Source organism: Yinghuangia soli (assembly GCF_021502675.1).
Classification (GTDB): Bacteria; Actinomycetota; Actinomycetes; order Streptomycetales; family Streptomycetaceae; genus Yinghuangia; species Yinghuangia soli.
The window spans coordinates 89,615-112,569 of record NZ_JAKFHA010000007.1 but is presented as its reverse complement, the minus strand read 5'-3'; the positions used below and the strand labels follow the sequence as shown (position 1 = coordinate 112,569).

22 protein-coding genes are annotated in these 22,955 nt (G+C 72.9%); 20 read left to right on the top strand and 2 right to left on the bottom strand.

Annotation, left to right across the window (positions count from 1 at the left end; genetic code table 11):
- The first annotated feature begins 11 nt into the window (after positions 1–11).
- From proS to LZ495_RS15085, 19 genes are all read left to right on the top strand, one after another.
- Positions 12–1,424, top strand: a complete 1,413-nt coding sequence (gene proS, locus LZ495_RS15175) for a proline--tRNA ligase (protein WP_235052717.1) — start codon at positions 12–14, stop codon at positions 1,422–1,424.
- A 228-nt stretch (positions 1,425–1,652) separates the two neighbouring features.
- The gene (gene rpsP / locus LZ495_RS15170; protein ID WP_235052716.1) at positions 1,653–2,117 is read left to right on the top strand and encodes a 30S ribosomal protein S16; all 465 of its coding nucleotides are present in this window, start codon (positions 1,653–1,655) and stop codon (positions 2,115–2,117) included.
- Between the two features lie 2 nt (positions 2,118–2,119).
- Positions 2,120–2,359 carry an RNA-binding protein gene (locus LZ495_RS15165; protein ID WP_235052715.1) on the top strand — a complete coding sequence of 80 codons (240 nt, stop codon included), beginning with the start codon at positions 2,120–2,122 and terminating at the stop codon, positions 2,357–2,359.
- Positions 2,360–2,477: 118 nt separating this feature from the next.
- Positions 2,478–3,065, top strand: coding sequence for a ribosome maturation factor RimM (rimM, locus tag LZ495_RS15160; protein WP_235052714.1), 588 nt, complete (start codon positions 2,478–2,480; stop codon positions 3,063–3,065).
- On the top strand, positions 3,062–3,871 hold the full coding sequence (gene trmD / locus LZ495_RS15155) for a tRNA (guanosine(37)-N1)-methyltransferase TrmD (protein WP_235052713.1): 810 nt from the start codon (positions 3,062–3,064) through the stop codon (positions 3,869–3,871). The genes rimM and trmD overlap by 4 nt, the downstream gene beginning before the upstream one ends.
- A gap of 164 nt (positions 3,872–4,035) precedes the next feature.
- A complete protein-coding gene (gene rplS, locus LZ495_RS15150; RefSeq protein ID WP_235052865.1) occupies positions 4,036–4,401 on the top strand; it encodes a 50S ribosomal protein L19 in 366 nt (121 codons plus the stop codon).
- A gap of 51 nt (positions 4,402–4,452) precedes the next feature.
- Positions 4,453–6,174: a signal peptidase I gene (lepB, locus tag LZ495_RS44860; RefSeq protein ID WP_308268143.1), complete on the top strand. Its 1,722-nt coding sequence runs from the start codon at positions 4,453–4,455 to the stop codon at positions 6,172–6,174.
- A 334-nt stretch (positions 6,175–6,508) separates the two neighbouring features.
- On the top strand, positions 6,509–7,270 hold the full coding sequence (gene lepB, locus LZ495_RS15140; RefSeq protein ID WP_372498573.1) for a signal peptidase I: 762 nt from the start codon (positions 6,509–6,511) through the stop codon (positions 7,268–7,270).
- A gap of 93 nt (positions 7,271–7,363) precedes the next feature.
- Positions 7,364–8,509 (top strand): signal peptidase I, encoded by a 1,146-nt coding sequence (gene lepB / locus LZ495_RS15135; RefSeq protein ID WP_235052712.1) that lies wholly within the window; start codon positions 7,364–7,366, stop codon positions 8,507–8,509.
- A 143-nt stretch (positions 8,510–8,652) separates the two neighbouring features.
- The gene (locus LZ495_RS15130) at positions 8,653–9,240 is read left to right on the top strand and encodes an NUDIX hydrolase (RefSeq protein ID WP_235052711.1); all 588 of its coding nucleotides are present in this window, start codon (positions 8,653–8,655) and stop codon (positions 9,238–9,240) included.
- Between the two features lie 76 nt (positions 9,241–9,316).
- Complete coding sequence (locus tag LZ495_RS15125; RefSeq protein ID WP_235052863.1) at positions 9,317–9,643, top strand: DUF2469 domain-containing protein; 327 nt, start codon at positions 9,317–9,319, stop codon at positions 9,641–9,643.
- 336 nt (positions 9,644–9,979) lie between these two features.
- Entirely contained in the window at positions 9,980–10,384 is a 405-nt protein-coding gene (locus LZ495_RS15120) for a YraN family protein (protein ID WP_235052710.1), read from the top strand.
- Position 10,385: 1 nt separating this feature from the next.
- A complete protein-coding gene (locus LZ495_RS15115; protein ID WP_235052709.1) occupies positions 10,386–12,128 on the top strand; it encodes a YifB family Mg chelatase-like AAA ATPase in 1,743 nt (580 codons plus the stop codon).
- A 277-nt stretch (positions 12,129–12,405) separates the two neighbouring features.
- On the top strand, positions 12,406–13,536 hold the full coding sequence (dprA, locus tag LZ495_RS15110; protein ID WP_235052708.1) for a DNA-processing protein DprA: 1,131 nt from the start codon (positions 12,406–12,408) through the stop codon (positions 13,534–13,536).
- Between the two features lie 142 nt (positions 13,537–13,678).
- Positions 13,679–14,902 (top strand): tyrosine recombinase XerC, encoded by a 1,224-nt coding sequence (locus tag LZ495_RS15105; RefSeq protein WP_235052707.1) that lies wholly within the window; start codon positions 13,679–13,681, stop codon positions 14,900–14,902.
- Positions 14,877–15,719, top strand: coding sequence for an RNA polymerase sigma factor WhiG (gene whiG / locus LZ495_RS15100; RefSeq protein WP_235052706.1), 843 nt, complete (start codon positions 14,877–14,879; stop codon positions 15,717–15,719). The genes LZ495_RS15105 and whiG overlap by 26 nt, the downstream gene beginning before the upstream one ends.
- A gap of 710 nt (positions 15,720–16,429) precedes the next feature.
- Positions 16,430–17,209 carry a YdcF family protein gene (locus LZ495_RS15095; RefSeq protein WP_235052705.1) on the top strand — a complete coding sequence of 260 codons (780 nt, stop codon included), beginning with the start codon at positions 16,430–16,432 and terminating at the stop codon, positions 17,207–17,209.
- 35 nt (positions 17,210–17,244) lie between these two features.
- Positions 17,245–18,534, top strand: coding sequence for a deoxyguanosinetriphosphate triphosphohydrolase (locus LZ495_RS15090; RefSeq protein WP_235052704.1), 1,290 nt, complete (start codon positions 17,245–17,247; stop codon positions 18,532–18,534).
- Between the two features lie 143 nt (positions 18,535–18,677).
- On the top strand, positions 18,678–19,127 hold the full coding sequence (locus LZ495_RS15085) for a GNAT family N-acetyltransferase (protein ID WP_235052703.1): 450 nt from the start codon (positions 18,678–18,680) through the stop codon (positions 19,125–19,127).
- 55 nt (positions 19,128–19,182) lie between these two features.
- Here LZ495_RS15085 and LZ495_RS15080 read toward each other — a convergent pair whose 3' ends face one another.
- Together LZ495_RS15080 and LZ495_RS15075 are read right to left on the bottom strand one after the other, a co-directional pair.
- Positions 19,183–19,803: a hypothetical protein gene (locus tag LZ495_RS15080; protein WP_235052702.1), complete on the bottom strand. Its 621-nt coding sequence runs from the start codon at positions 19,801–19,803 to the stop codon at positions 19,183–19,185.
- Positions 19,804–19,995: 192 nt separating this feature from the next.
- Complete coding sequence (locus LZ495_RS15075) at positions 19,996–20,877, bottom strand: hypothetical protein (protein ID WP_235052701.1); 882 nt, start codon at positions 20,875–20,877, stop codon at positions 19,996–19,998.
- Between the two features lie 115 nt (positions 20,878–20,992).
- Between LZ495_RS15075 and dnaG the strand changes: the two genes are divergently transcribed.
- Positions 20,993–22,933: a DNA primase gene (dnaG, locus tag LZ495_RS15070; RefSeq protein ID WP_235052700.1), complete on the top strand. Its 1,941-nt coding sequence runs from the start codon at positions 20,993–20,995 to the stop codon at positions 22,931–22,933.
- Positions 22,934–22,955 lie beyond the last annotated feature (22 nt).

Sequence of the window (22,955 nt, the reverse complement as noted above, 5' to 3'; positions counted from 1 at the left end):
GATGTGGCCTCATGGCAAAGGCTCCCATCCTCACCCCCCAGGCGGACGACTTCCCGCGCTGGTACCAGGACCTCATCGGCAAGGCCGAACTGGCGGACAACGGACCGGTGCGCGGCACCATGGTCATCCGACCGTACGGCTACTCGCTGTGGGAGCGGATGCAGTCCGAGGTCGACGCGCGGATCAAGGACGCCGGGGCGCAGAACGCGTACTTCCCGATGTTCATCCCGGAGAACTACCTGACCCGCGAGGCCGAGCACGTCGAGGGCTTCAGCCCCGAGCTCGCGGTCGTCACGCACGGCGGCGGCAAGAAGCTCGAAGAGCCGGTCGTGGTCCGCCCCACCTCCGAGACGATCATCAACGAGTACTTCTCGAAGTGGGTGCAGTCGTACCGCGACCTGCCGCTGCTCATCAACCAGTGGGCCAACGTGGTCCGCTGGGAGCTCCGGCCCCGCGTCTTCCTGCGCACCACCGAGTTCCTGTGGCAGGAAGGCCACACCGCGCACATCTCGTACGAGGACGCCCGCGACTACGCGGCCCGCATCCACCGCCACGTGTACGGCGAGTTCATGCGCGACGTGCTCGGCATCGACGTCGTGCTGGGCCGCAAGACCGCGCGCGAGCGCTTCGCCGGCGCCATCAACACCCTCACCCTCGAGGGCATGATGGGCGACGGCAAGGCGCTGCAGATGGGCACCTCGCACGAGCTCGGCCAGAACTTCGCCAAGGCATTCAACACCCAGTTCCTGGCCGACAGCGGCGAGCGCGAGTACGTGTGGCAGACCTCGTGGGGCGTCAGCACCCGCATGGTCGGCGGCCTGATCATGAGCCACGGCGACGACAACGGCCTGCGCATCCCGCCGCGCCTCGCGCCGGTGCAGGCCGTGGTCATGGCCATCAAGGGCGACGACGCGGTGGTCGAGGCCGTGCGCGCGCTCGGCGACCGCCTCAAGGCGGCCGGCGTCCGGGTGGTCGTGGACGACAAGACCGACACCCCCTTCGGCCGCCGCGCGGTCGACTGGGAGCTCAAGGGCGTGCCGATCCGCCTCGAGATCGGCCCGCGCGACCTGGAGGCCGGCACCGCGATGCTGGCCCGCCGGATCGCCGGCGGCAAGAGCCCGGTCCAGCTGGACGGCGTCGTCGAGACGGTCGCTGCGATCCTCGAAGAGGACCAGGCGCTGCTGCTCGCGCAGTCCGCCGAGCGCCGTGCGGCCCGTACCGTCGACGTCACCTCGATCGGCGAGGCCGTCGAGGCCGCGGCCACCGGCTGGGGCCGCATCTCGTGGGCCGACCTCGGCCCCGAGGGCGAGGCCAAGCTGGCCGAGCAGGGCGTCTCGGTGCGCTGCCTGGTCACCGCCGACGGCGAGGTGCCGGACGCCGACGACCAGCCCGGCAACATCGCGATCGTGGCCCGCGCCTACTGACTGGCGCCTCCCGCCGTCGGAGCGCGGTCTTTGCCGCAGTCCGTACGCCCCGGATCCCCGGTGGATTGGGATCCGGGGCGTACGTCTGGCAGAATGGCCCGCTGAGTACCCGGAGCATCGTCGGACCCTCTCTCCGCATGACTTCGTGTCCACTGACCGGCCGGTCGCATGTCCCCACGTGTCGACGCGGTCGCTCACCCACGTCAAGATGCAGGAGACACCACTCTCGTGGCAGTCAAGATCAAGCTGAAGCGCCTGGGCAAGATCCGCAGCCCGCACTACCGCATCGTCATCGCCGACGCCCGCACCAAGCGTGACGGCCGCGCGATCGAAGAGATCGGTATCTACCACCCGATGGAGAACCCCTCGCGCATCGAGGTCGACTCCGAGCGTGCGCAGTACTGGCTGGGTGTCGGCGCGCAGCCGACCGACGCCGTCGCCGTTCTGCTGAAGCTCACCGGCGACTGGCAGAAGCACAAGGGCCTCCCGGCTCCGGAGAACGCCCTCCAGGTCAAGGCGCCGAAGGCCGACAAGAAGTCGCTCTTCGAGGCCGCCGCCAAGGAAGCCGCGGACGAGCCGAAGGACGGCGCCACCACGCCGAAGGCGAAGAAGGAGAAGAAGGCGGAGGCCCCCGCGGCCGAGGCTGAAGCTCCCGCCGCCGAGGCCGCCGAGTCTGCGCCGAGCGAGGGCTGACCATGCTCGAGGAGGCCCTCGAGCATCTGGTCAAGGGCATCGTCGAGAACCCCGACGACGTGAAGGTCCGGGCTCGGAACCTGCGTCGCGGGCGGATTCTCGAGGTCCGCGTGCACCCTGACGACCTGGGCAAGGTCATCGGGCGCGGCGGCCGCACCGCCCGGGCCCTGCGTACCGTCGTGACCGCCCTGGGCGGCCGCGGCGTCCGCGTCGACCTCGTCGACGTCGACCAGGTGCGCTGAACGACCTGGCGCGCACCATGCAGCGCAAAGGTGGCCTCCCCCATCGGCTCGGCCGATGCGGGAGGCCACTCTTTTTTGTCTTTCCGGCCGCGCCGCGGCCGCCGTCGAGGAGTGAACAGTGCAGCTGGTCGTCGCCCGGATCGGCCGGGCCCACGGGATCCGCGGCCAGGTCAGCGTCGAGGTACGCACCGACGAGCCGGAGGTGCGCCTGGCGCCCGGCGCGGTGCTCATGACCGACCCCCCGTCCGCCGGACCGCTCACCATCGCGGCCGGCAAGGTGCACAGCGGCCGGCTGCTGCTGTCCTTCGAGGGCGTGGCGGACCGCAACGGCGCCGAGGCGCTGCGCAACGTGCTGCTCATCGCCGAGGTCGACCCGGACGAACTGCCCGAGGACCCCGAGGAGTTCTACGACCACCAGCTGGTCGGGCTGGACGTCGTGCTGGCCGACGGCACGCTGGTCGGCGAGGTCCGCGAGATCGCGCACCTGCCGTCCCAGGACCTGCTGATCGTGCGTGCCGAGGACGGCCGCGAGGTCATGGTGCCGTTCGTCGAGGAGATCGTCCCGGAGATCGACCTGGAGGAGCAGCGCATGGTCATCACGCCGCCGCCCGGGCTGATCGACCCGGAGGAGGCGGAGGTGGCGTCCACGCGGGACGCCGAGGCCGGAGCCGAGGCCGGCGGGGAATCCGAGGGCGGTACGGAATGAGGATCGACGTCGTCTCGATCTTCCCCGAGTACCTCGCCCCGCTCGACGTCTCGCTGGTCGGCAAGGCCCGCGCCAAGGGCCTGCTGGACGTGCGCCTGCACCAACTGCGCGACCAGGCGCACGACGTGCACCGCACGGTCGACGACACGCCGTACGGCGGCGGCCCCGGCATGGTCATGAAGCCCGAGCCGTGGGCCGCGGCGCTGGAGGAAGTGGCGCCCCTGGACGGGGAGTCCGTGCCGCGGCTGATCGTCCCGACCCCGTCCGGCCGGCCGTTCACCCAGGAACTGGCCGTCGAACTGGCCGCCGAGCCCTGGCTGGTGTTCGCACCGGCCCGCTATGAGGGCATCGACCGGCGGGTCATCGAGGACGCCGCGACGCGCATGCGCGTCGACGAGGTCTCCATCGGCGACTACGTGCTGGCCGGCGGCGAGGTCGCGGTGCTGGTGATGGTCGAGGCGGTGGCCCGGCTGCTGCCCGGCGTCCTCGGCAACGCCGAATCGGTGCGCGACGACTCGTTCGCGCCGGGCGCGATGGCGAACCTGCTGGAGGGCCCGGTCTACACCAAGCCCGCCGAATGGCGCGGCCGCGAGGTGCCGCCCGTCCTGCTCTCCGGCAACCACGGCGCGATCGCCCGCTGGCGCCGCGACCAGGCCCTCGCGCGGACCGCGGAAAACCGCCCTGACCTGCTGGAACGCCTGACCGCAGGGGAAGCGGACAAGAAGGACAGGGCGACCCTTGCCGCACTCGGCTGGAGCGAGCGGGACGGCCGGTTTTCGCCGGACGCCACCCCTGTGGCAGACTGAACAGCTGTTGTCGTACGACCTGGTCCGGAACCGCGCTCGGCGCAGGCGCCGGAGGTGCCCCTGCCACAGGGGGAGCACCACTGCAGAGGTCGGCGGCCCTCTTTCTGTAGACACCACGACATGCCGTGGGTGACCTGTGGCACCTGCGAGAAAGCGACGCCATCATGGCCAACATCATCGACGGCCTCGACGCAGCCTCCCTGCGCGACGACGTTCCGGCCTTCCGCGCCGGTGACACCCTCAAGGTGCACGTGCGCGTCATCGAAGGCAACAAGTCCCGCGTCCAGGTCTTCCAGGGCTTCGTGCTGCGCCGCCAGGGTGCGGGCGTCCGCGAGACCTTCACGGTCCGCAAGGTCAGCTACAACGTCGGCGTGGAGCGCACCTTCCCGGTGCACACCCCGGTCATCGAGAAGATCGAGGTCGTGACCCGCGGCGACGTCCGCCGCGCGAAGCTGTACTACCTGCGCGACCTGCGCGGCAAGGCCGCGAAGATCAAGGAGAAGCGCGACGCTTCGGGCCGCACGGTCTGACGCAGCGCCTCCGATCAGGTCGGGGTGACCGGCCCGTTAGGCTCGTCCGCAATGGACGACGCAGCGCGCACGGTCGAGACGGGGGAGACCCCGCGACCCGCCGAACCGGACAACGGCCGCGGCTCCACGGTGGAGACCTCCACCGGCTCCTCGCGAAGCGAGGGCACGGAGCCGCGGCCGACCCATGCCCAGGAACGCTCGGCGGACCCGGCGGAGGACGATTCGGCGGGTGAGAAACCGGTGGGAGAGCCGGTCGGACAACCGGTCGGAGAGCCGGTCGGGGAGCAGGCGGGTCCGGATGCCGCCGAGGTCTCCGAGGCGCCGGAGGACGCGGGGGACGCGGTGCCTTCGGAGGACGTGGAGGACGCGGAGGGCTCGGAGACCGCCGAGGAGTCCGCGGAGGAGTCCGCGGAGTCCGAGCAGCCGGAGCGCCCGGACGACGACGGCGACTCGGAAGCCGCGGACGCCGAGGAGTCTTCGGAGACGTCGGAGTCCTCGGCCGAGGAAACCGACGGCGATGGCGAGGCCGACGCCAAAGACGACGCCAAAGACGACGCTGACGACGGCGCCGAGGCCGAGGCCGAGGCCGAACCCGAAACTGAAGCCGACAGCGAAGCCGAGGCCGTACCGGCCGCTGCCGAGGCTACTGCCCAGCTCCGCGTCCCCGCCGCGGCCCGCCCGGCTGCCGAGGGCGACGCTTCGGGTGACGCCGACGAGCGTGGCAGTGCAGAAGGCACCGAAGGCGCGGCCGGCGACGCCACGGCGCAACTGGCCGTCCCGGGCCGCCCGCGGAGTTCGTCCGGCGATGTGACCGCCCAACTGAAGGCGCCGGCTGCCGCGTCCGTACCGGCCCCGGCCCCCGTGGCGGAGACCGAGGCACCTGCGTTGCCCGCGGCGACGCCGGTCTCGTCGGCGGGCGGTGCCGCCACCGCCGCGACGGTCGTCCTGACCAAGCCCAAGCCCGAGGCCAAGCCGCAGCCCGCCGCGGCCACCACCGCCGTCACCGAAGCCGAGGTCGACAGCGACGCGGACGAAGACGAGGACGGCGAGGACGAGTACGCGCGCCGGCGCCGGTTGCCCGCATGGGTGGAACTCCCGTTGATGCTGGCCTTCGGGCTGCTGGTCGTCGTGGTGCTGCATTCGTACGTTGCGCAGCCGTTCGTCATCCCCAGCGGTTCTATGGAGAACACGCTGCAGATCGGCGACCGCGTCCTGGTCAACAAGCTTGCGTACACATTCGGCGACAAGCCCGAGCGCGGCGACGTCGTGGTGTTCGACGGGACCGGCGTGTTCACGTTCGACGGCAAGCGCGACAGCGGTTCGTCGAACCCGATAGGGCGCGCGGTCGAAGGCGTCGGGTCGATGTTCGGGTTCGGGAACTCCGGCGAGACCGACTTCGTGAAGCGCGTCATCGGGATCGGCGGCGACCATGTGGTGTGCTGCGATGCGCACGGCCGCATCACGGTCAACGGTGTCGCGCTGGAGGAGTCCGGCTACCTCTATCCCGGCGACGTGCCGTCGAAGGTGCCGTTCGACATCCGGGTGCCCGAGGGCGAGTTGTGGGTGATGGGCGACCACCGCGGGAACTCCGCCGACTCGCGCGAGTACATGGGCAAGCCCGGCGGCGGGTTCGTGCCGGAGGACCGGGTCGTGGGGCGCGTGGACTGGATCATCTGGCCGGTGGGCCGGATCGGCGGCATCGACCGCCCGTCGACGTTCTCGCAGCCCGGCATCGGCCGACAGGAGCCGCCGGCGGTCCCGGGCCGTGGGTAAGCGGGGCAAGCCCCGCGGATCACGGAGTTCGGGGGAGAGCGCGCGGCCGTCCGCGGCGGAGAGTCCGCGACCGCCTGCCGCAGAGGGCGCGCGACCGCCTGCGCCGGAAGGCCCGCCCGCGCTCCCGGACCCGGAGGCCACCGCGCAACTGCGCGCCGTCGTACCGCTCGGCGGCGCGGCGGCCGAACCTCCCGCGGGCACGGGTGAGGCAACGGGCGTACCGGTGGCGGGCGGTCGGGCCGCCGCGCGCGGGCGGACGCCGCGGCGGCGCTGGCGGCGCAAGGACAAACCGTTCTCGCTGATACGCGAGATCCCGATCCTCGTGGTGACCGCGGTGGTCCTCGCGCTGCTCATCAAGACCTTCTTCGTACAGGCGTTCTTCATCCCTTCGGGTTCGATGCAGCAGACGATCGGCATCGGCGACCGGGTGCTGGTCGACAAGCTCACGCCGTGGTTCGGCGCCGAGCCGGAACGCGGCGAGGTCGTGGTGTTCCGCGACCCGGGCGGCTGGCTCGGGCGCAAGCCGAAATCCGATCCACCGCCGGTGATCAAGCAGCTCAAGCAGGGTCTGGTGTACGTCGGACTGCTGCCGTCGGACGACGAGCAGGACCTGATCAAGCGGGTCATCGGGGTGGGCGGCGACACCGTCGTGTGCTGCGACGACACCGGGCGGATCACGGTCAACGGGGTGCCGCTGGACGAGCCGTACATCTATCCCGGCGACGCGCCGTCCAACGTGCCGTTCTCGGTCAAGGTGCCCAAGGGCCGCCTGTGGGTGATGGGCGACCACCGCGGCGATTCCTCCGACTCGCGCGCCCATCAGGACAGTCCCCACCAGGGCACGATCTCCGAAGACGACGTGGTGGGGCGGGCGTTCACGGTGGCCTGGCCGGTCAGCCGGTGGAAGGGGCTGCCGGTGCCGTCGACGTTCGAGGGTGCCGGAAAATTTGCCAATCCTGGCAACGCGGCTGCGGTTCTCTCGCCCGTTCCGGTCGTTATGGGGGTGGCGGGCGCCGTTCCGGTGATCCTGGTCCGTCGGCGTGTACGCTCGCGCCCGCGGGACCAGGGCTGCCAGGCGATCCCACCGGGCACGTGATGCGTGCCGACATTCGAAGCATGACGATGGACGGACGGCAGCGCGCCAAAGTGCCGGGCGCCGCCGTCATGGTCACAGGTACGAGGAGGCGCCGTGGGGGAAGTCGTGGTCGGAGCACGGTCCGCAGGTGGAGACGACGAGTCGGGCCGCCGGCCCGAGGAGCCGCACCGGCAGCCGGAGTCCGGGGAACCGGGCGGTGCGGACTCGCCGTTCCCGCCGGTCGGCCCGGGCGACGCGGCTTCGCCGGACGGTCCGGGGGCGCCCCCGGTGCCGCCCGTCCCGCCTCTCCCGCCGGGTCCGCCCGCTGCGGGGACCGGAGTTCCCGCGCAGGAACGTCCCCGTGAAGGCGCCGCCGCAGCCGGTGCCGGCAGCGGCGCGGAGGCCGGCGCCGAGGCCGAGTCGGATGCCGAGGACACCTCGGGCCGGCGCAAGAAGAAGCAGCGCAAGCCGGCGAAGAAGGGGTCCTTCTGGAAGGAACTCCCGCTGCTGCTGGGCATCGCGCTGGTGCTCGCGCTGATCATCAAGACGTTCCTGGTGCAGGCCTTCTCGATTCCGTCGGAGTCGATGGAGGACACCATCAAGGTGGGCGACCGGGTGCTGGTCGACAAGCTCACCCCGTGGTTCGGCGCGGAGCCGGAGCGCGGCGAGGTCGTCGTGTTCAAGGACCCGGGCGGCTGGCTGGAGGGCGAGCCGCAGCAGTCCGACAACGGTCTGGTGCGGGCCCTGCAGAAGGGCCTGTCGTTCGTCGGCCTGATGCCGTCGACGAACGAGAAGGACCTGATCAAGCGGGTCATCGGGGTCGGCGGCGACACCGTCGAGTGCTGCGACGCCGAGGGCCGCATCCTGGTCAACGGGGTGCCGCTGAACGAGACGTACCTCAAGCCCGGGGTCGCCCCGTCGGACAAGCCGTTCAAGGTCACGGTGCCCAAGGGGCGCCTGTGGGTGATGGGCGACAACCGCGCCAACTCCGCGGACTCGCGCGCCCACGTGGCACCGGGTGACCCGGCGGCGGGCACGGTCGACAAGGACCAGGTCATCGGGCGCGCGTTCACGGTCATCTGGCCGCTCGGCCGCATGCACTGGCTGGGTGTGCCGGACACCTTCGACCAGAAGGGCCTGTCGTCCTCGGCCGCGCCGCTGGCGTTCGGCGCGGCGGGCGCGGTGCCGCTGCTGCTGTGGCGGCGGCGCTGGACCGAGCCGAAGCGCGGCGACGCGGGCACCGGGGCGCCGCCGGCCTGAGCCGGGCCCGGACACCCCGGACACCCCGCACGCGCGCCGGAGCGGCGCGGCGCGAGGCCGGAACGAGACGCGACACGAGGCCGGAATTCGTACGCCAGTGCGAGTTCCGGCCTTCGTATGCCCGGCAGGGGCACAATCGGCAGATGACTTCGAACGCCGCCGCCCCGCCGCCCGCGGGATCCGTCAGCCCCTGGCCCGACGCGCTGCCGCATCCGGTCCCCGATTACCCCGCCGACCTGCGCGTCGACCTGGTCCGCAAGGCCGTGCGGGTGGTCCTGCTGGACGCCTCGGACCGGATCCTGCTGTTCAACAACAACGTGCCGGCCAGCCGCCCCTCCGAGTGGTGGGACCTGCCCGGCGGCGGCCTGGACCCCGGGGAGACGTACGTGGACGCGGCGGTGCGCGAGATCGCCGAGGAGACCGGCCTGCAACTGGCCCCGGAGGACATCGGGGCACCCACATGGCGGCGCAGCTCCACATGGACCCGCGGGGAGTACCGGAGGGTCCAGCACGAGTTCGTGGTGGTGGCCCGGGTGGCCGCGGAGGCCCCCGAGATCGACGCCCACGGGTGGACCGAGGAGGAGGTCGACGAGTACGTCGGCGCCCGGTGGTGGACCCTTGAGGAGATCGTCTCCAGCCCGCAGCACTTCTATCCGGGGCGGCTGCCCGAGTTGCTGCCCGGGTTTTTGGCGGGTGAGCTGGTGGACGAGCCGTTCGAGTGGTGGAACTGACCCGTACCGCGGGAGTGTGGACCGGACCGCGGTACACAATGGGAACGACAGCGAAGCGCAGGAGCGAGGGGCGCGCATGAGTGCGGAGGATCTCGAAAAGTACGAGACCGAGATGGAGCTTCAGCTCTACCGCGAGTACCGCGATGTCGTCGGCCTCTTCAAGTACGTCATCGAGACGGAGCGGCGCTTCTATCTCACGAACCAGTACGAGCTGCATGTGCGCTCGGCCGACGGCGAGGTGTTCTTCGAGCTCGCCATGGCGGACGCATGGGTCTGGGACATGTATCGTCCCGCCCGATTCGTGAAGAATGTTCGAGTTTTGACCTTCAAGGACGTCAACGTCGAGGAGCTGACGAAGAGCGATCTGGAGATGCCCTCGGGCAACGAAGGCTTCGGAGGATAGAACCTGCCGGTCCACCGGCCTGACGCCTGGTCCACCGCCCGGCCATACCCGATTCCGGGCGGGCCGGACACCCGCCGTCCACAGACGCGGTTGTCCACAGGCTGGTGATCGTGAACCTGCGCCTCCGCCCCCGAACCCGTCAGGGTCGGGGGCGGAGGTGGTCGTATGACCGGCAAGGGCGAAGAGGAAATCCGCGGCACGAGCGCACAGGCGTGCGCGGGCATGGCCGCGGGAGACAGCCCGTCCCAGGGCGCCGGCGGTGTTCGCCGTGGCCGGGCGGTCGGGGGTGCGGATCCGGCAGGCGGCCGTCCCCCGCGCGGTGGGCGGAACGGTGCGGTGGGCGGGTACGGCGAGCGGGTCGCGGAGCGGCATCTGGTCGAGGCCGGGCTCGTCGTGCTGGACCGCAACTGGCGCTGCGCCGCGGGTGAGCTCGATCTCGTGGCGCTGGAGCGCGGCCTGCCGCCGCCCGGTGCCGACCAGGCCGACTGCTTCGGCCCGCCGTCCGGTCCGGGCGTCCTCGTCGTGTGCGAGGTCAAGACCCGGCTGAGCCCCGGCTTCGAGCATCCGTGCGAGGCGATCGGCCGCCATAAGGCCGAGCGTCTGCGCGCGCTCGCCGAGCAGTGGATCGCGGCCCATCCCCATCTGGTGCGGCCCGGCTGCGACGTCCGGGTCGACCTGGTCGCGGTGCTCCCCTCGGCGCGCGGTGCCGCGCGCGTGGAGCACGTGAAGGGGGCGTGCTGACATGGCGTTCGCCCGGACCCGCTCGGTGACCCTCCTCGGGGTGGACGGCGTGGTGGTCGAGGTGCAGGCCGACATCGAGCCCGGCCTCGCGGTGTTCAACCTGGTCGGGCTGCCCGACAAGAGCGTCAGCGAGTCCCGCGACCGGGTGCGCGCCGCGCTGGTCAACTCGGACGAGGAATGGCCGCCGCGGCGCATCACCGTCGGACTCTCCCCGGCCACCGTGCCCAAGACCGGCAGCGGCTTCGACCTCGCGGTGGCCTGCGCGATCGTGGCCGCCAACGGCAAGCTCGACCCGGACCGGCTGGCCGACTGCATCATGCTCGGCGAGGTCGGCCTGGACGGCCGGGTGCGGCCGGTCCGCGGCATCCTGCCGTCCGTGATGGCGGCCGCCTCGGCCGGCTGCCGCAAGGTCGTGGTGCCCGAGTCGGTGGCCGTCGAGGCCCGCCTGGTGCCCGACGTCGCGGTGCTCGGCGTCCGGTCGCTGCGCCACCTCTTCGCGGTGCTGCGCGGGCTCCCGGTTCCGGAGGAGCCGGTCGAGACCGGCGGTCAGGGACCCGATCCCGACCTGCTCGGCCCGATGGTGGTGAGCGGCCCCGGGGTGCCCGGCGAACCGCCCCCGGACCTCGCCGACGTGGCCGGCCAGGCCCGGGCCCGCCGCGCGCTGGAGATCTGCGCGGCCGGCGGCCACCACCTCTACCTGCTCGGCCCGCCGGGCGCAGGCAAGACGATGCTCGCCGAGCGCCTGCCCGGGCTGCTGCCGCCCCTGCAGCCCACCGCGGCGCTCGAAGTCAGCGCGGTCCACTCGGTCGCCGGCACCCTGCCGCCGGACCGCCCGCTGGTCACCGAGCCGCCGTTCTGCGCGCCGCACCACTCCGCGACCATGCCGAGCCTGGTCGGCGGCGGCAACGGACTCCCGCGCCCCGGAGCAGTCTCGCTCGCCCACCACGGAGTCCTCTTTTTGGATGAATCGCCCGAATTCAGTACAAGAGCTCTGGACGCCCTGCGCCAGCCCCTGGAAGGCGGCATGGTCACCGTCGCGAGGTCCGCCGGGACCCTGCGCTTCCCGGCCCGCTTCCTGCTCGTGCTCGCGGCCAATCCCTGCCCGTGCGGCCGGTTCGCGGGCAAGGGGCTGGACTGCACGTGCTCGGCGGTCATGCGGGCCAAGTACCTCGCACGGCTGTCCGGGCCGCTGCTGGACCGGATCGACGTCCGGGTGACCGTGGACCCGGTCTCCCGCGCCGAACTGCTCGAACCGTCCGGCACCGGCGAGACCACGGCGGTGGTCGCCGCCCGGGTCCGCGAGGCCCGCGCCCGCGCCGCGCACCGCTTCGCGGACACCCCGTGGTCGGTGAACGCCGAGGTCCCCGGCCGCGAGCTGCGCAGCTGCTGGGCCACCGACCCGGACGCCCTGGCGATGGCCGCCCGCGACCTGGAACGCGGCCGCCTCACCGCGCGCGGCCTGGACCGCGTGCTGCGCGTCGCCTGGACCGTCGCCGACCTCCGCGGCCACGACCGGCCGACCTCCGACGACGTCGGCACCGCGCTGGAGCTCCGCACCGGAGTCGTGCGCGGAGCAGGCACCACCCTCGGCACCCGCCAAGGGCGGCGACCACCGGTCCCGGACAAGCCGGTGGACGCATCCCAGGAGGTCCTGGCCCACCTGGCCACCCTCGATCTGGACCGGGAGCGAAGGGAGATGGCCTATGCCCGGGACGGCGACGACGACAGCGGCGACGTGATGTGACACGTGGCTGCCTGCCCCAGGCCGTCGCCGGGCGCAACGTCCTCGACGACGTCCGCCCCGGTGACCCGCTGCCCGCGGCTGGGCACCGGGTGCGCAGTTCGTCGATGCTGCGCACCCACTGCAGCCCGAGGCCGGTCCGGGCCGTGGTCCGGGCCGGAGCTTGGGTGCGGGGCGGAGTCTGCGTCCGAATCCGCTTCCAGGCCTGAGGCGGAGTCTGCGTGTGCATCGGAATCGGCGTGCGAATCGAACTCGGTCCCATCATCGGAAGGGAGGCGTCGTGGACGAAGAGCATGTGGCTCGGGCCGCATTGGCGCGGCTGGCGGAGCCGGGGGATACCGCGCTGGGGGCGGCACTTCGGGTGCACGGTCCGCAGGAGGTGCTGCGCGTGCTGCAGGACGACGGGCCGTTGCCCACCGAGTTCCGCAAGCGGGATCCGGCGGGGTACCGGGTCCGGCTCGGCGGGCCGTCCGCGGCGGACGACCTCGCGACCGTGGCGCGGCTCGGCGGCCGGTTCATCGTGCCGGGCGACCGGCATTGGCCCACGCAACTGGACGATCTGGGCGATGCCCGTCCCGTCGGGCTGTGGGTGCGCGGTCCGGTGCCGCTGCGGCATGCCGCGCTGCGTTCGGTCGCGGTGGTCGGGGCGCGGGCGGGCAGCGACTACGGCACCTACGTGACGCACGAGTTGGCCATCGGCCTTGCCGAGCAGGGCTGGACGGTCGTGTCGGGCGGCGCCTACGGCATCGATGGCGCCGCCCACCGCGGCAGCCTCGCCGGAGGCGGGCCGACCGTCGCGGTGCTGGCCTGCGGGGTCGACGTCGCGTACCCGCGCGGCCATGAGCGGCTGCTGGCGCGGATCGGCGAGACCGGCACGCTGGTCAGCGAGTTGCCGCCGGGCGGCACGCCGAGCCGCGTGCGGTTCGTGGAGCGCAACCGCGTGATCGCCGCGTTGTCGCGCGGCACGGTCGTCGTGGAGGCGGCATTGCGCAGCGGGGCGCTGATCACCGCCCGGCGGGCCCGTGCGCTGGGACGCATGGTGATAGGGATTCCCGGGCCGGTCACCGCTCCGCAGTCCGCAGGCGTGCACCAGTTGCTGCGCGAGGAGGACACCATGCTGGTCACCGGTGCCGCCGAGGTGATCGAGAACGTCGGGCTCATCGGCGAGGACCTCGCACCGCGCCAATCCGGTCCGGCCACGGTCTGGGACACCCTCGGCGCGGAGGCCGCCCGGGTACTCGAAGCCGTCCCGCCGGGCGGCACGGCCGGCACCGAGGCCATCGCCCGCGACGCGGGCCTCGGCCGCACTGCCGCGCTCGGGCACCTCGAAGAGCTGCTGCGCCTGGGCCTCGTCCGCCACGCCCCGTCCACTGCTCCCGAGGACCATTGGCAGCGCCGGAGGGACCTGTGAAGACCGCCCGGTCCGCGGCAGGCGGCAATTGCCCGCTGCGGGCCGTGCGCAGGCAGTGCGGCGGGGCACGTCCGTGGCAGGGCCGCGCCCACTCGTCGTGGCGGTACTTGACCCCGGCGACCCGACTGATCACCGTGGGGGCATGGCTCCAGCAGAACGTACCGGCGCCGCATCCGGGCCTGCTCCGGGCCCCGCGGCCCCTTCAAGCCCTCCCACGCCCGCCGAACTGGCCGATGCCGCCGAGCGCTTCATCCGGCACCTGCGGGCCGAGCGCGGCCTGTCCGCGCATTCGGTGCGGGCCTACGCGGGTGACGTCGCGGCGCTGCTGGAGCATGCACGGCGCATGGGCGTCACCTCGCCGCGGGGGATCGACCTTGTCGTGCTGCGGAGTTGGCCGGCCCGGCTGACCAGTACCGGGAGCGCCCGCACCAGCATTGCCCGGCGGGCCGCCGCGGCACGGGCGTTCACCGGATGGCCGGCCGCGAACGGGATCGTGGACGACGACGCGGGCGCCCTGCCGGCCACGCCCAAGGCCCACCGCACCCTGCCACCGGAGCTGCGCCAAGACCAGGCGCGCGAGTTGCTGGAGACCCGCCCGGGACGCAGCGCGCGGCGGACCGCCGAACCGGGCGCCGAGGCAGGGTCGGCCTCGACCTCGGCGTCGGCGTCGGCCGAGGATGCCGCACCGGGCCCGCAGCCGCACGGAACCGCCAAGACCCGTACGCCTACAGGAGCCGCCGTACCCGCAGCCGACAAGGCAGGCAGGCCCGCAGGCGCAGCCGGAACGGCCGGAATTGCCGTACCCGACGGGGGTGACGGAGCGGCTGCCGCTGCATCCGCCGGCGACGAAGCCGACACGCCCGTCGGGCTGCGGGATCGGGCGATTCTCGAAGTGCTGTACGCGACCGGTGTCCGGGTGGGCGAGTCGGTCGGGCTGGACATCGACGACCTCGACCTGGAACGCCGCGTCATACGAGTGCTCGGCAAGGGCGGCAAAGAGCGCATGGTGCCGGTCGGCGTGCCGGCCGTGCGTGCGGTCTCCGCCTGGCTGGACCGGGGCCGCCCGGCCCTGCAGGGCGAGCGCAGCGGCGCGGCGCTGTGGCTGGGCGTCCGCGGCCGCAGGCTCGACCAGCGCGCGGTGCGCACGCTCGTGCACGACCGCCTCGCGCAGGTCCCGGGCGCGCCTGACCTCGGTCCGCACGGGTTGCGGCACACCGCTGCGACCCACCTGATCGAAGGAGGCGCGGACCTTCGTAGCGTTCAGGAGTTGCTCGGTCACGCTACGCTCGCGACGACGCAGATCTACACGCACGTCTCGGTGGAACGACTCAAGGCCACGTATGCCCAAGCACATCCCAGGGCGTGACGGCACCACCGCGACCGTGCCCGGGCCCGTCCCGGGTGGGGCGCGGGGTGGTGACCCGAACCGCGCGCTGGACGCCCTCTGGCGCGAGTTCAAGCTGTCCGGGGACTCGCGGCTGCGAGAGCGGCTGATCCTGCACTACTCGCCGCTGGTGAAGTACGTCGCGGGCCGCGTCGGCGTGGGCCTGCCCGCGAACGTCGACCAGGCGGACTTCGTCTCGTACGGCATCTTCGGGCTGATCGATGCGATCGAGAAGTTCGACCTCGACCGCGCGATCAAGTTCGAGACGTACGCGATCAGCCGGATCCGCGGCGCGATCATCGACGAACTCCGGGCGCTGGACTGGATCCCGCGGTCGGTGCGGCAGAAGGCGCGCAGTGTCGAGCAGGCGTACGCCACGCTCGAAGGCCGCCTCACCCGTACGCCGACGGATGCGGAGGTGGCCGGCGAGATGGGCATCCCGCTGGACGATCTGCATGCGATCTTCAGCCAGTTGTCGCTGGTCAACGTCATGGCGCTGGACGAACTCCTGCACGCCGGCTCGGAGACCGGGGACCGCCTGAGCCTGGTCGACACGCTGGAGGACACCACCGCCGACAACCCCGTCGAGGTCGCCGAGGCGCGCGAGATGCGGCACTTGCTCGCCCGCGCCGTCAACGCGCTCCCAGAGCGGGAAAAGACGGTGGTCACCTTGTATTACTTCGAGGGCCTCACGCTGGCCGAGATCGGCCACGTCCTCGGCGTGACCGAGAGCCGCACCTGCCAGATCCACACGAAAGCGGTCCTGCAGCTTCGAGGAAAGCTGGCCGACATGCGCTGAAGCGCCAAGACGCGCTCACGCGCTCACGCGCTCACGCGCTCACGCGGCAACGCTTACCGCACTCCCCGGTCCGACTCCACCTCGCCCGCCCCACGCGCACCCCTGACTTGGCGGCGCCCGCAACGCGCCGCCGACGCCCAAGGCTTGGGCAGACGGGCCTGCGCAATGGCCGGGGCCACGTCACGGCCGGTGGAGTGGCCCCCAGCCGCGGCCGATTCCCGAGGCCAGGGCCCACCAGTCCGCAGCGCAGTCGATCGCGGCACGGCGCGACTGCGGTGGGGTGCCGGCAGCGAGCCGCCGACGCCAGGGGTTCGGGTTTGGCCGCCATGGGCGGTCGGCGGCAGTTCGGCGGGTCGCAGGCGAGGAATCCGCTGCGAGTCCAGCGGCTCCGGCCGTTGCGCTGATCGGCGGCGGCCGGAGCGCTCGGGCCGCCGATCGCCGGGCCGGGGTCGACCGGTTCGCGCGACGGCAGGGCATGTCACGGCTGGAGGAGCCACCCGCAGCCGCAGTCGCAGCCGCGGCCGCAGCCGCAGCCGGGCTCCGGGGTCTGGGGCGACCGGTGCGCAGTGCGTGCGATTGAGGCGCGGCATGGGCGACCGCCGTGCGGTCGGCCGCGGGAAGGCAGGCAGTGCGCCGTCCGGGGCCCTCCTCGTATTCGCCTGACTACACAGGGTTTCTTTTCGGTCACTCTCCGGTTAGGGTGTGCGGCGATGCAGCGCACGGATCTTCGGTTCCCCACCCCGCGCCCGGCCGGCGACGCGAGTGCGTCCGAGCCGGCCGCGGCGGCCGGTCGCGACCAGATTGGTGGCGGTGCGGCGGACCGCTCCGACGGCGCACCCGCTCCCGGCGTACGTCGCTCGCGCGGGCGTGTGTTCCTGCGGCGCGTACGCCGGTTCGTTGCCCTGCTGCTGTGCGCCGTCCTCGCGGTGATCGCTGGTACCGCCGCGCGTGTGTGGTGGGTGGCCCGTCAGGACGCCCGTCCGACCGTCGATGCGATCCTCGTCCTCGGTGCCAGCCAGTACGACGGCCGCCCGTCGCCGGTGCTCCGGGCCCGTCTCGAACACGCCGTCGCGCTCTACCGGGAGGGCGTGGCGCCGCGCATCATCACGGTCGGCGGCAACCAGCCCGGCGACCGCTTCACCGAGGCCGATTCGGGGCGGCGCTGGCTGATCGCCCACGAAGTGGCCGAAACCAGCGTGCTGGCGGTCCCCGAGGGGCGCGACACGTTGCAGAGCGTCCGCGCGGTGCGCGACCTGATGCGCCGCCACCAGTGGCGCAGCGTGGTGATCGTCACCGACCCGTGGCACGCCCTGCGGTCCCGTTCGATGGCCCGTGCCGAAGGCCTGAACGCCTCGGTCTCGCCGGCCCGCCAGGGCCCCGCGGTGCGGAGCCGTTCCACGCAGGGCAAGTACGTGGCCCGCGAGACCGCCGCCTGGCTGCACTGGTGGCTCCTGCGCCGGAGCTCGGGTTTCGGCCACGGCGTGGTCTGACCGCGGATGTCGCCGCGCGTCCCTACTGTTGACCCATGGCCGACCGGATAAGGATGCCCGCCCAGCCGCAGACCGCGTACGGCGAGGACGACCGCGAGCGCTGGGTCCCCGAGCCCGGCAAGCGCGTCGGCCGCACGGCGTTCGAGCGCGACCGCGCCCGAGTGCTGCACTCGGCCACCCTGCGCAGGCTGGCCGGCAAGACGCAGGTCGTGGTGCCCGGCGAGAGCCCGCCCGACGGCCGCCAGGTGCCGCGTACGCGCCTGACCCACTCCCTCGAATGCGGCCAGATCGGCCGCGAACTCGGCAAGGCCCTCGGCTGTGACCCGGACCTCGTCGAGGCCGCGTGCCTCGCGCACGACCTCGGCCATCCGCCGTTCGGCCACACCGGCGAACAGGCCCTCGACCTCGCCGCGCAGGCCTGCGGCGGCTTCGAGGGCAACGCGCAGAGCCTGCGCCTGCTGACCCGCCTGGAGCCGAAGACCTTCGCCGAAGCGGGCACCGGCCCCGGCGGCGCGCACGGCCGCAGCGTCGGCCTGAACCTGACCCGGGCCGGCCTGGACGCGGTGCTCAAGTACCCGTGGCCGCGCCGCGAGGGCGTGCGGACCTACGGCGTGTACGCGGACGACCTCGCGGTCTTCGCCTGGGTCCGCCGCGACGCCCCCGAGGGCCGCCGCAGCCTGGAGGCCCAGGTCATGGACTGGTCCGACGACGTCGCGTACTCCGTCCACGACTTCGAGGACGCGGTGTACTCCGGCCGTCTCGACCTGGACCGCCTCGGCGACCCGGGCGAGCGCGCCGAGGTGCTGGCCCTCGCCGCGCGCCGTTACGCGCTGGCCCCCGAGGACGAGCTCGCCGAGGCCCTCGACCGGCTGCTCGCCACCGAGTTCTGGCCCAAGGGCTTCGACGCCTCGCGCCGCGCCCAGGCCCGCCTCAAGAACACCACCAGCGAGCTCATCGGCCGCCTGTGCCGGGCCGCGGAGACCGAGACCCGCGGCTTCTTCGGCCCGGTCCCGGGCGTCCGGTACGCCGCCGACCTCCTCGTCCCGCGCGAGGCCCGCCTCGAATGCGCGGTCCTCAAGGCGCTCACCGCGCACTACGTCATGGGCCGCGCCGACCTCGAAGACCTCCGCACCCGGCAGCGCGCCATCGTCACCGACCTCGTGGCGATGCTCGCAGCCGGCGCCCCGGCCGCGCTCGACCCGGCGCTGCGCCCGGACTTCGAGGCGGCCGCCGACGACGCCGCCCGCCTGCGGGTGGTCGTGGACCAGGTCGCCTCCCTCACCGACGAGGCCGCGATCCAGCTGCACCGCGCGCTCGACGCCTGAACTTCGCCGCGCTTTCCGGCCTGGTTTCCGCGGCGGCTTGACGCCCCTGCGAAGCTGATCACCGGAAGCCGCTATTCCGGCGGCCCCCACACGGCGCGGTCGGTACCGACGGCGCGGACGGTACGGACTGCATGGAGGCGGAAGTGCGCATCGAGCGCGTCCCGGTCGAGGAGATCTTCGAGCTGCGCTGGTCGGTCCTGCGCGAAGGACTGCCCAAGGAGACCGCCGTCTATCCGGAGGACGCGCCGGCCGACACGTTCCACATCGCCGCGTACGACGCGGACGACCGGGTCGCGGGCTGCGTCACCTTCTTCCCCGAGGAGTTCGAGGGCGCCCCGGGCGTCCCCGCGTACCGCTTCCGCGGCATGGCGAGCGCCCCCGACGTGCGCGGCCAGGGCTACGGCGCCGCGGTTCTCAAGGCCGGCCTCGCCGAGGTCGCCGCCCGCGGCGGCAAGCTGGCCTGGTGCAACGGCCGCACCTCGGCCCGCGGCTTCTACGAGCACCTCGGCTTCGAGGCGGTCGGCGAGGAGTTCACGACCCCGCCGACCCACGTCCCGCACTACGTCTTCACGTACCAGGTCCCGCAGGCCTGACGACCCGGCGAACGGGCGGGAGCACGCCGCACGCGCTCCTGCCCCTCCGGCCTGATCACCCCTCGTCCACCACCCAGCGCCGCGCCTCGCGCTCCTCCTCCGGCAGCGGCAGCAGCCGCAGCAGCCGTACGGTCTCCGCATCGGCGACGTCCGACTCCGCGAGCCGGTCCGTGGCGTACGACACGATCCAGTCGGCCAGTTCGGCCTCCACCGCCGCGGAATCCCACGGCGGAAAGACGAAAAGGGCCGGGTCCCCGTCGAGCAGCGACCAGGCCCACGAGCGGCAGCAGTCGCTCAGATGGGCATCGGCCGCCGGTGTCCGCTCGGCCTCCCACATCCGCAGCCACGGCGACGCCGACCCGACGGCCGCCGAACACGCGGTGAACACCTCGCCCACCCGCCCTTCGCCCGCCGGTCGCCGCAACGCGTCCAGGAACCAGGCGTCGAGGAACGCCGCGACCGGCTGCGCCATGCTCGGCGGCCACTCCTGCCAGCGCGCCGCCGCCAAGGCCCGCATCGCGGCCTGCGCGTCGACCTCCCCACCACGTGCCAGCAGCCCGACGACGTCCGGCAGGAGCCGCCGCATCAGCCCGGTGTGCTCCGACCAGTGATCGCGCTTCGCCACGGCCCGCGCCACCAGCCAGTCCGGCACGTCCGCCCGCGGATCGGCGAGCACGGTGCATTCCTCGTCCGAAAAGCACACCGGGCAGCCGGCCTCACGAGCGGCAAAGTCCATCCCCCGGAAGCGCGCCTCCACCGCCGCGACCGCCGCGGCCAACCCCGCCGGAACCTGCGATCCCCGGCCGACCCGCCCCCGGCCGACCTGCCCCCGATCCGCCCGCCCCCGTCGTCCCATGTCGCACGCCCCCTACACCGGAAGCAGCAGGTCGAGCCGCCACGGCAGTTCCTCCGCGTCCGCCCACCGCGCGTCGTCGTGCCGCCCCTCGCACGGCGGCACCACACCTTGCTGCCACGCAGCAGCATCGCGCGGGACACAGGGCACGCTCAGGAGCCGCAGGCGCCGGACCAGTTCCGGGTGCGCCCCGGCCGCGCCCAGCCGATCCGCGGCCGACCCTGCGAGCCACGCCGCAAGCTCGTCCTCGTGGCCGTACATGCCCAGTGTGCCCAGGCTCCCCGGGCACCGGTCCACGAGGTCCTCGCACCACGACCGCGCGGCAAGGGCGAGTTGCCGGTCCGCCGCGGCGGTCCGGGTACGCGCCCATATGCGCAGCCACTCGGTCGCCGACCCGGTCGCGATCGTGCAGCCGGCCAGGACGTTGTCGGCGTCGCACTCCGTGCCGGGCCGCCGCAGCGCGTCCTCGAACCACACACGGAAGAAGTCGCGCAGCACCCGCACCTGGTCCTCCGGCCAGTCCTGCCACCCGACCCGGCCGAGCCCGCGCAAGGTCAGCCAGTAGTCGTCGACCGCGCCGGTGGCGATGCCGCGGACGAGCGGCGGAAGCACGCGGCGGACGATCCCGGGCACGTCGTCCCAGCGGTCCGCCTTCGACGCCGCGCGATACACGAGGTGGTCCGGCAGCGGCGCATCCCGGGCGCCGATCAAGTCGAGCTCGGACCCGGCGAAGCACAGCGGGCATTCGTGGCCGCGGTCGCCGGGGACGTACCCCGCGAACGTCCGCTCGACGGCGTCCACCGCCGCGGAGACGTCCGGCGACAGCACGGGCAGAGGCAGAAGCAGGGGCAGCGGGGCGGCATCACGGGCCGCGGCAAGAGTCTCGTCGTGGGGCACGATGGCTCCCTCAGGACTCCGGCCGGAGCGCGTCGCGGCCGAAGATTGCGACGTTACCAGCGGACGGGCGGGGCGCGCTGCCAGGGTGTCGGGCACGGCACGTAAACTTCAGGGCATGGCGGGCCGTATTCGGGACGAAGACGTCAAGCGGGTCCGCGAGGCGGCTCGCATCGAGGACGTGGTCGGCGAGCATCTGCAATTGCGGAACGCCGGCGGAGGCAATCTCAAGGGCCTATGTCCCTTTCATGATGAAAAGTCACCTTCCTTCAATGTCTCGCCCGCCAAAGGTCTATACCATTGCTTCGGGTGTCAAGAGGGCGGTGACGTCCTCGAGTTCGTGATGAAGGTCGACCACCTCACCTTCTCCGAGACCGTCGAGCGGCTCGCCGCGCAGTACAACATCGAGCTGCGCTACGAAGAGGGCGGCTACACGCCCGGCCGCCAGCAGGGCCAGCGCACCCGGCTCGTGGAGGCGCACAAGGTCGCCGCGCAGTACTTCGTCGAGCAGCTCGGGTCCGCGGAGGCCATGGTCGCGCGGCAGTTCCTCGCCGACCGCGGCTTCACGCAGGCCGACGCCGAGCACTTCGGGATCGGGTACGCACCGGCCGGCTGGGAGCACCTCGTGCGCTTCCTGCGCGGCCGCGGCTACACCCCTGAGGAACTGCTCACCAGCGGTCTGGCCAGTGAAGGCCGCAAGGGGCCGATGGACCGCTTCCGGGGCCGGCTCATGTGGCCGATCCGGGACATCAGCGGCGACGTCATCGGCTTCGGCGCGCGCCGCCTGCGCGACGACGACAACGGCCCGAAGTACCTGAACACCCCCGAGACGCCGATCTACAAGAAGTCCCAGGTGCTGTACGGCCTGGACCTCGCGAAGAAGGACATCGCCAAGTCCGGCCGGGCCGTCGTGGTCGAGGGCTACACCGACGTGATGGCCTGCCACCTCGCCGGGGTGACCGGGGCCATCGCCACCTGCGGCACGTCGTTCGGCGAGGACCACATCAAGATCCTGCGCCGGCTCCTCATGGACAGCGGCGAATTCCGCGGCGAGGTCATCTACACCTTCGACGGCGACGCCGCGGGCCAGAAGGCCGCCCTGCGCGCCTTCGAGGAGGACCAGAAATTCGTCACCCGCACCTTCGTCGCGGTCGAGCCGAACGGCATGGACCCGTGCGACCTGCGCCAGGCCCGCGGCGACCAAGCGGTACGCGACCTGGTCGACGCGCGCGTGCCGCTCTTCGAGTTCGCGATCCGCAGCCGGATCATGGGCTACGACCTGGGCACCGCCGAGGGCCGCGTGGCCGCCCTGGACGCCGCCGCCCCGATCGTGGCGGACATCAAGGACCAGGCCCTGCGCCACACCTACGCAGTACGCCTCGACTCGTGGCTCGGCTTCCTCGACGAGCGCTTCGTCGTGGGCCGGGTCGGCCAGCTCGCCCGCTGGAAGCGCGAGCGCGCGGCGCGCGGCGATCAGCGCGGCCGCGACGGCGGCCCGGCGCAGGGCGGTCCGCAGCAAGGCCCCGGCGGCCAGGGCGGCGCCGGCCAGGCGGGGCCGGGGCAGCGCGGCGGCCGGCCCGACACCCGCGACCCGCGGCACATGGTGCAGCGCGAGGTGCTCAAGCTGGCGCTGCAGTACCCGGCCCTGGTGGCCCGGGTCTTCGACAGTTACGGCGTCGACGAGTTCACGCTCCCGCCCTACGCCTCCGTGCGTACCGCGATCGACTCCGCCGGCGGCATGAACTGCCCTGCGGTGCAGACCGGGTGGATCCCCGCGGTACGCGAGAGCGCGGCCGACGACGCGGTCCGCGCCCTGGTGACCGAGCTCGCCGTGGAGTCGGTGCGCACGGCCGGCGCCCCGGACGAGGCGTATGCGGGGGAGTGCCTGGTCCGGCTGCGCACGTTCTCCGCGGACCGCCGCATCCTGGACGTGAAGTCGCGGCTGCAGCGGCTCGACCCGGCCGCACAGGCCGAGGAGTACGCCGCCACCTTCCAGGAGCTGCTGGACCTGGAGAAGTACCGGCGCTCGCTCATCGACGGGGGTGCGGCCGCGCTCTGACGCACGACCGCACCCCCGATTC

Coding starts and splice junctions, on each gene's coding strand:
- proS (WP_235052717.1), top strand. CDS start 12: ATGGCAAAGGCTCCCATCCTCACCCCCCAGGCGGACGACTTCCCGCGC.
- LZ495_RS15165 (WP_235052715.1), top strand. CDS start 2,120: ATGCTCGAGGAGGCCCTCGAGCATCTGGTCAAGGGCATCGTCGAGAAC.
- trmD (WP_235052713.1), top strand. CDS start 3,062: ATGAGGATCGACGTCGTCTCGATCTTCCCCGAGTACCTCGCCCCGCTC.
- rplS (WP_235052865.1), top strand. CDS start 4,036: ATGGCCAACATCATCGACGGCCTCGACGCAGCCTCCCTGCGCGACGAC.
- lepB (WP_308268143.1), top strand. CDS start 4,453: ATGGACGACGCAGCGCGCACGGTCGAGACGGGGGAGACCCCGCGACCC.
- LZ495_RS15130 (WP_235052711.1), top strand. CDS start 8,653: ATGACTTCGAACGCCGCCGCCCCGCCGCCCGCGGGATCCGTCAGCCCC.
- LZ495_RS15125 (WP_235052863.1), top strand. CDS start 9,317: ATGAGTGCGGAGGATCTCGAAAAGTACGAGACCGAGATGGAGCTTCAG.
- LZ495_RS15115 (WP_235052709.1), top strand. CDS start 10,386: ATGGCGTTCGCCCGGACCCGCTCGGTGACCCTCCTCGGGGTGGACGGC.
- LZ495_RS15105 (WP_235052707.1), top strand. CDS start 13,679: ATGGCTCCAGCAGAACGTACCGGCGCCGCATCCGGGCCTGCTCCGGGC.
- whiG (WP_235052706.1), top strand. CDS start 14,877: ATGCCCAAGCACATCCCAGGGCGTGACGGCACCACCGCGACCGTGCCC.
- LZ495_RS15095 (WP_235052705.1), top strand. CDS start 16,430: ATGCAGCGCACGGATCTTCGGTTCCCCACCCCGCGCCCGGCCGGCGAC.
- LZ495_RS15090 (WP_235052704.1), top strand. CDS start 17,245: ATGGCCGACCGGATAAGGATGCCCGCCCAGCCGCAGACCGCGTACGGC.
- dnaG (WP_235052700.1), top strand. CDS start 20,993: ATGGCGGGCCGTATTCGGGACGAAGACGTCAAGCGGGTCCGCGAGGCG.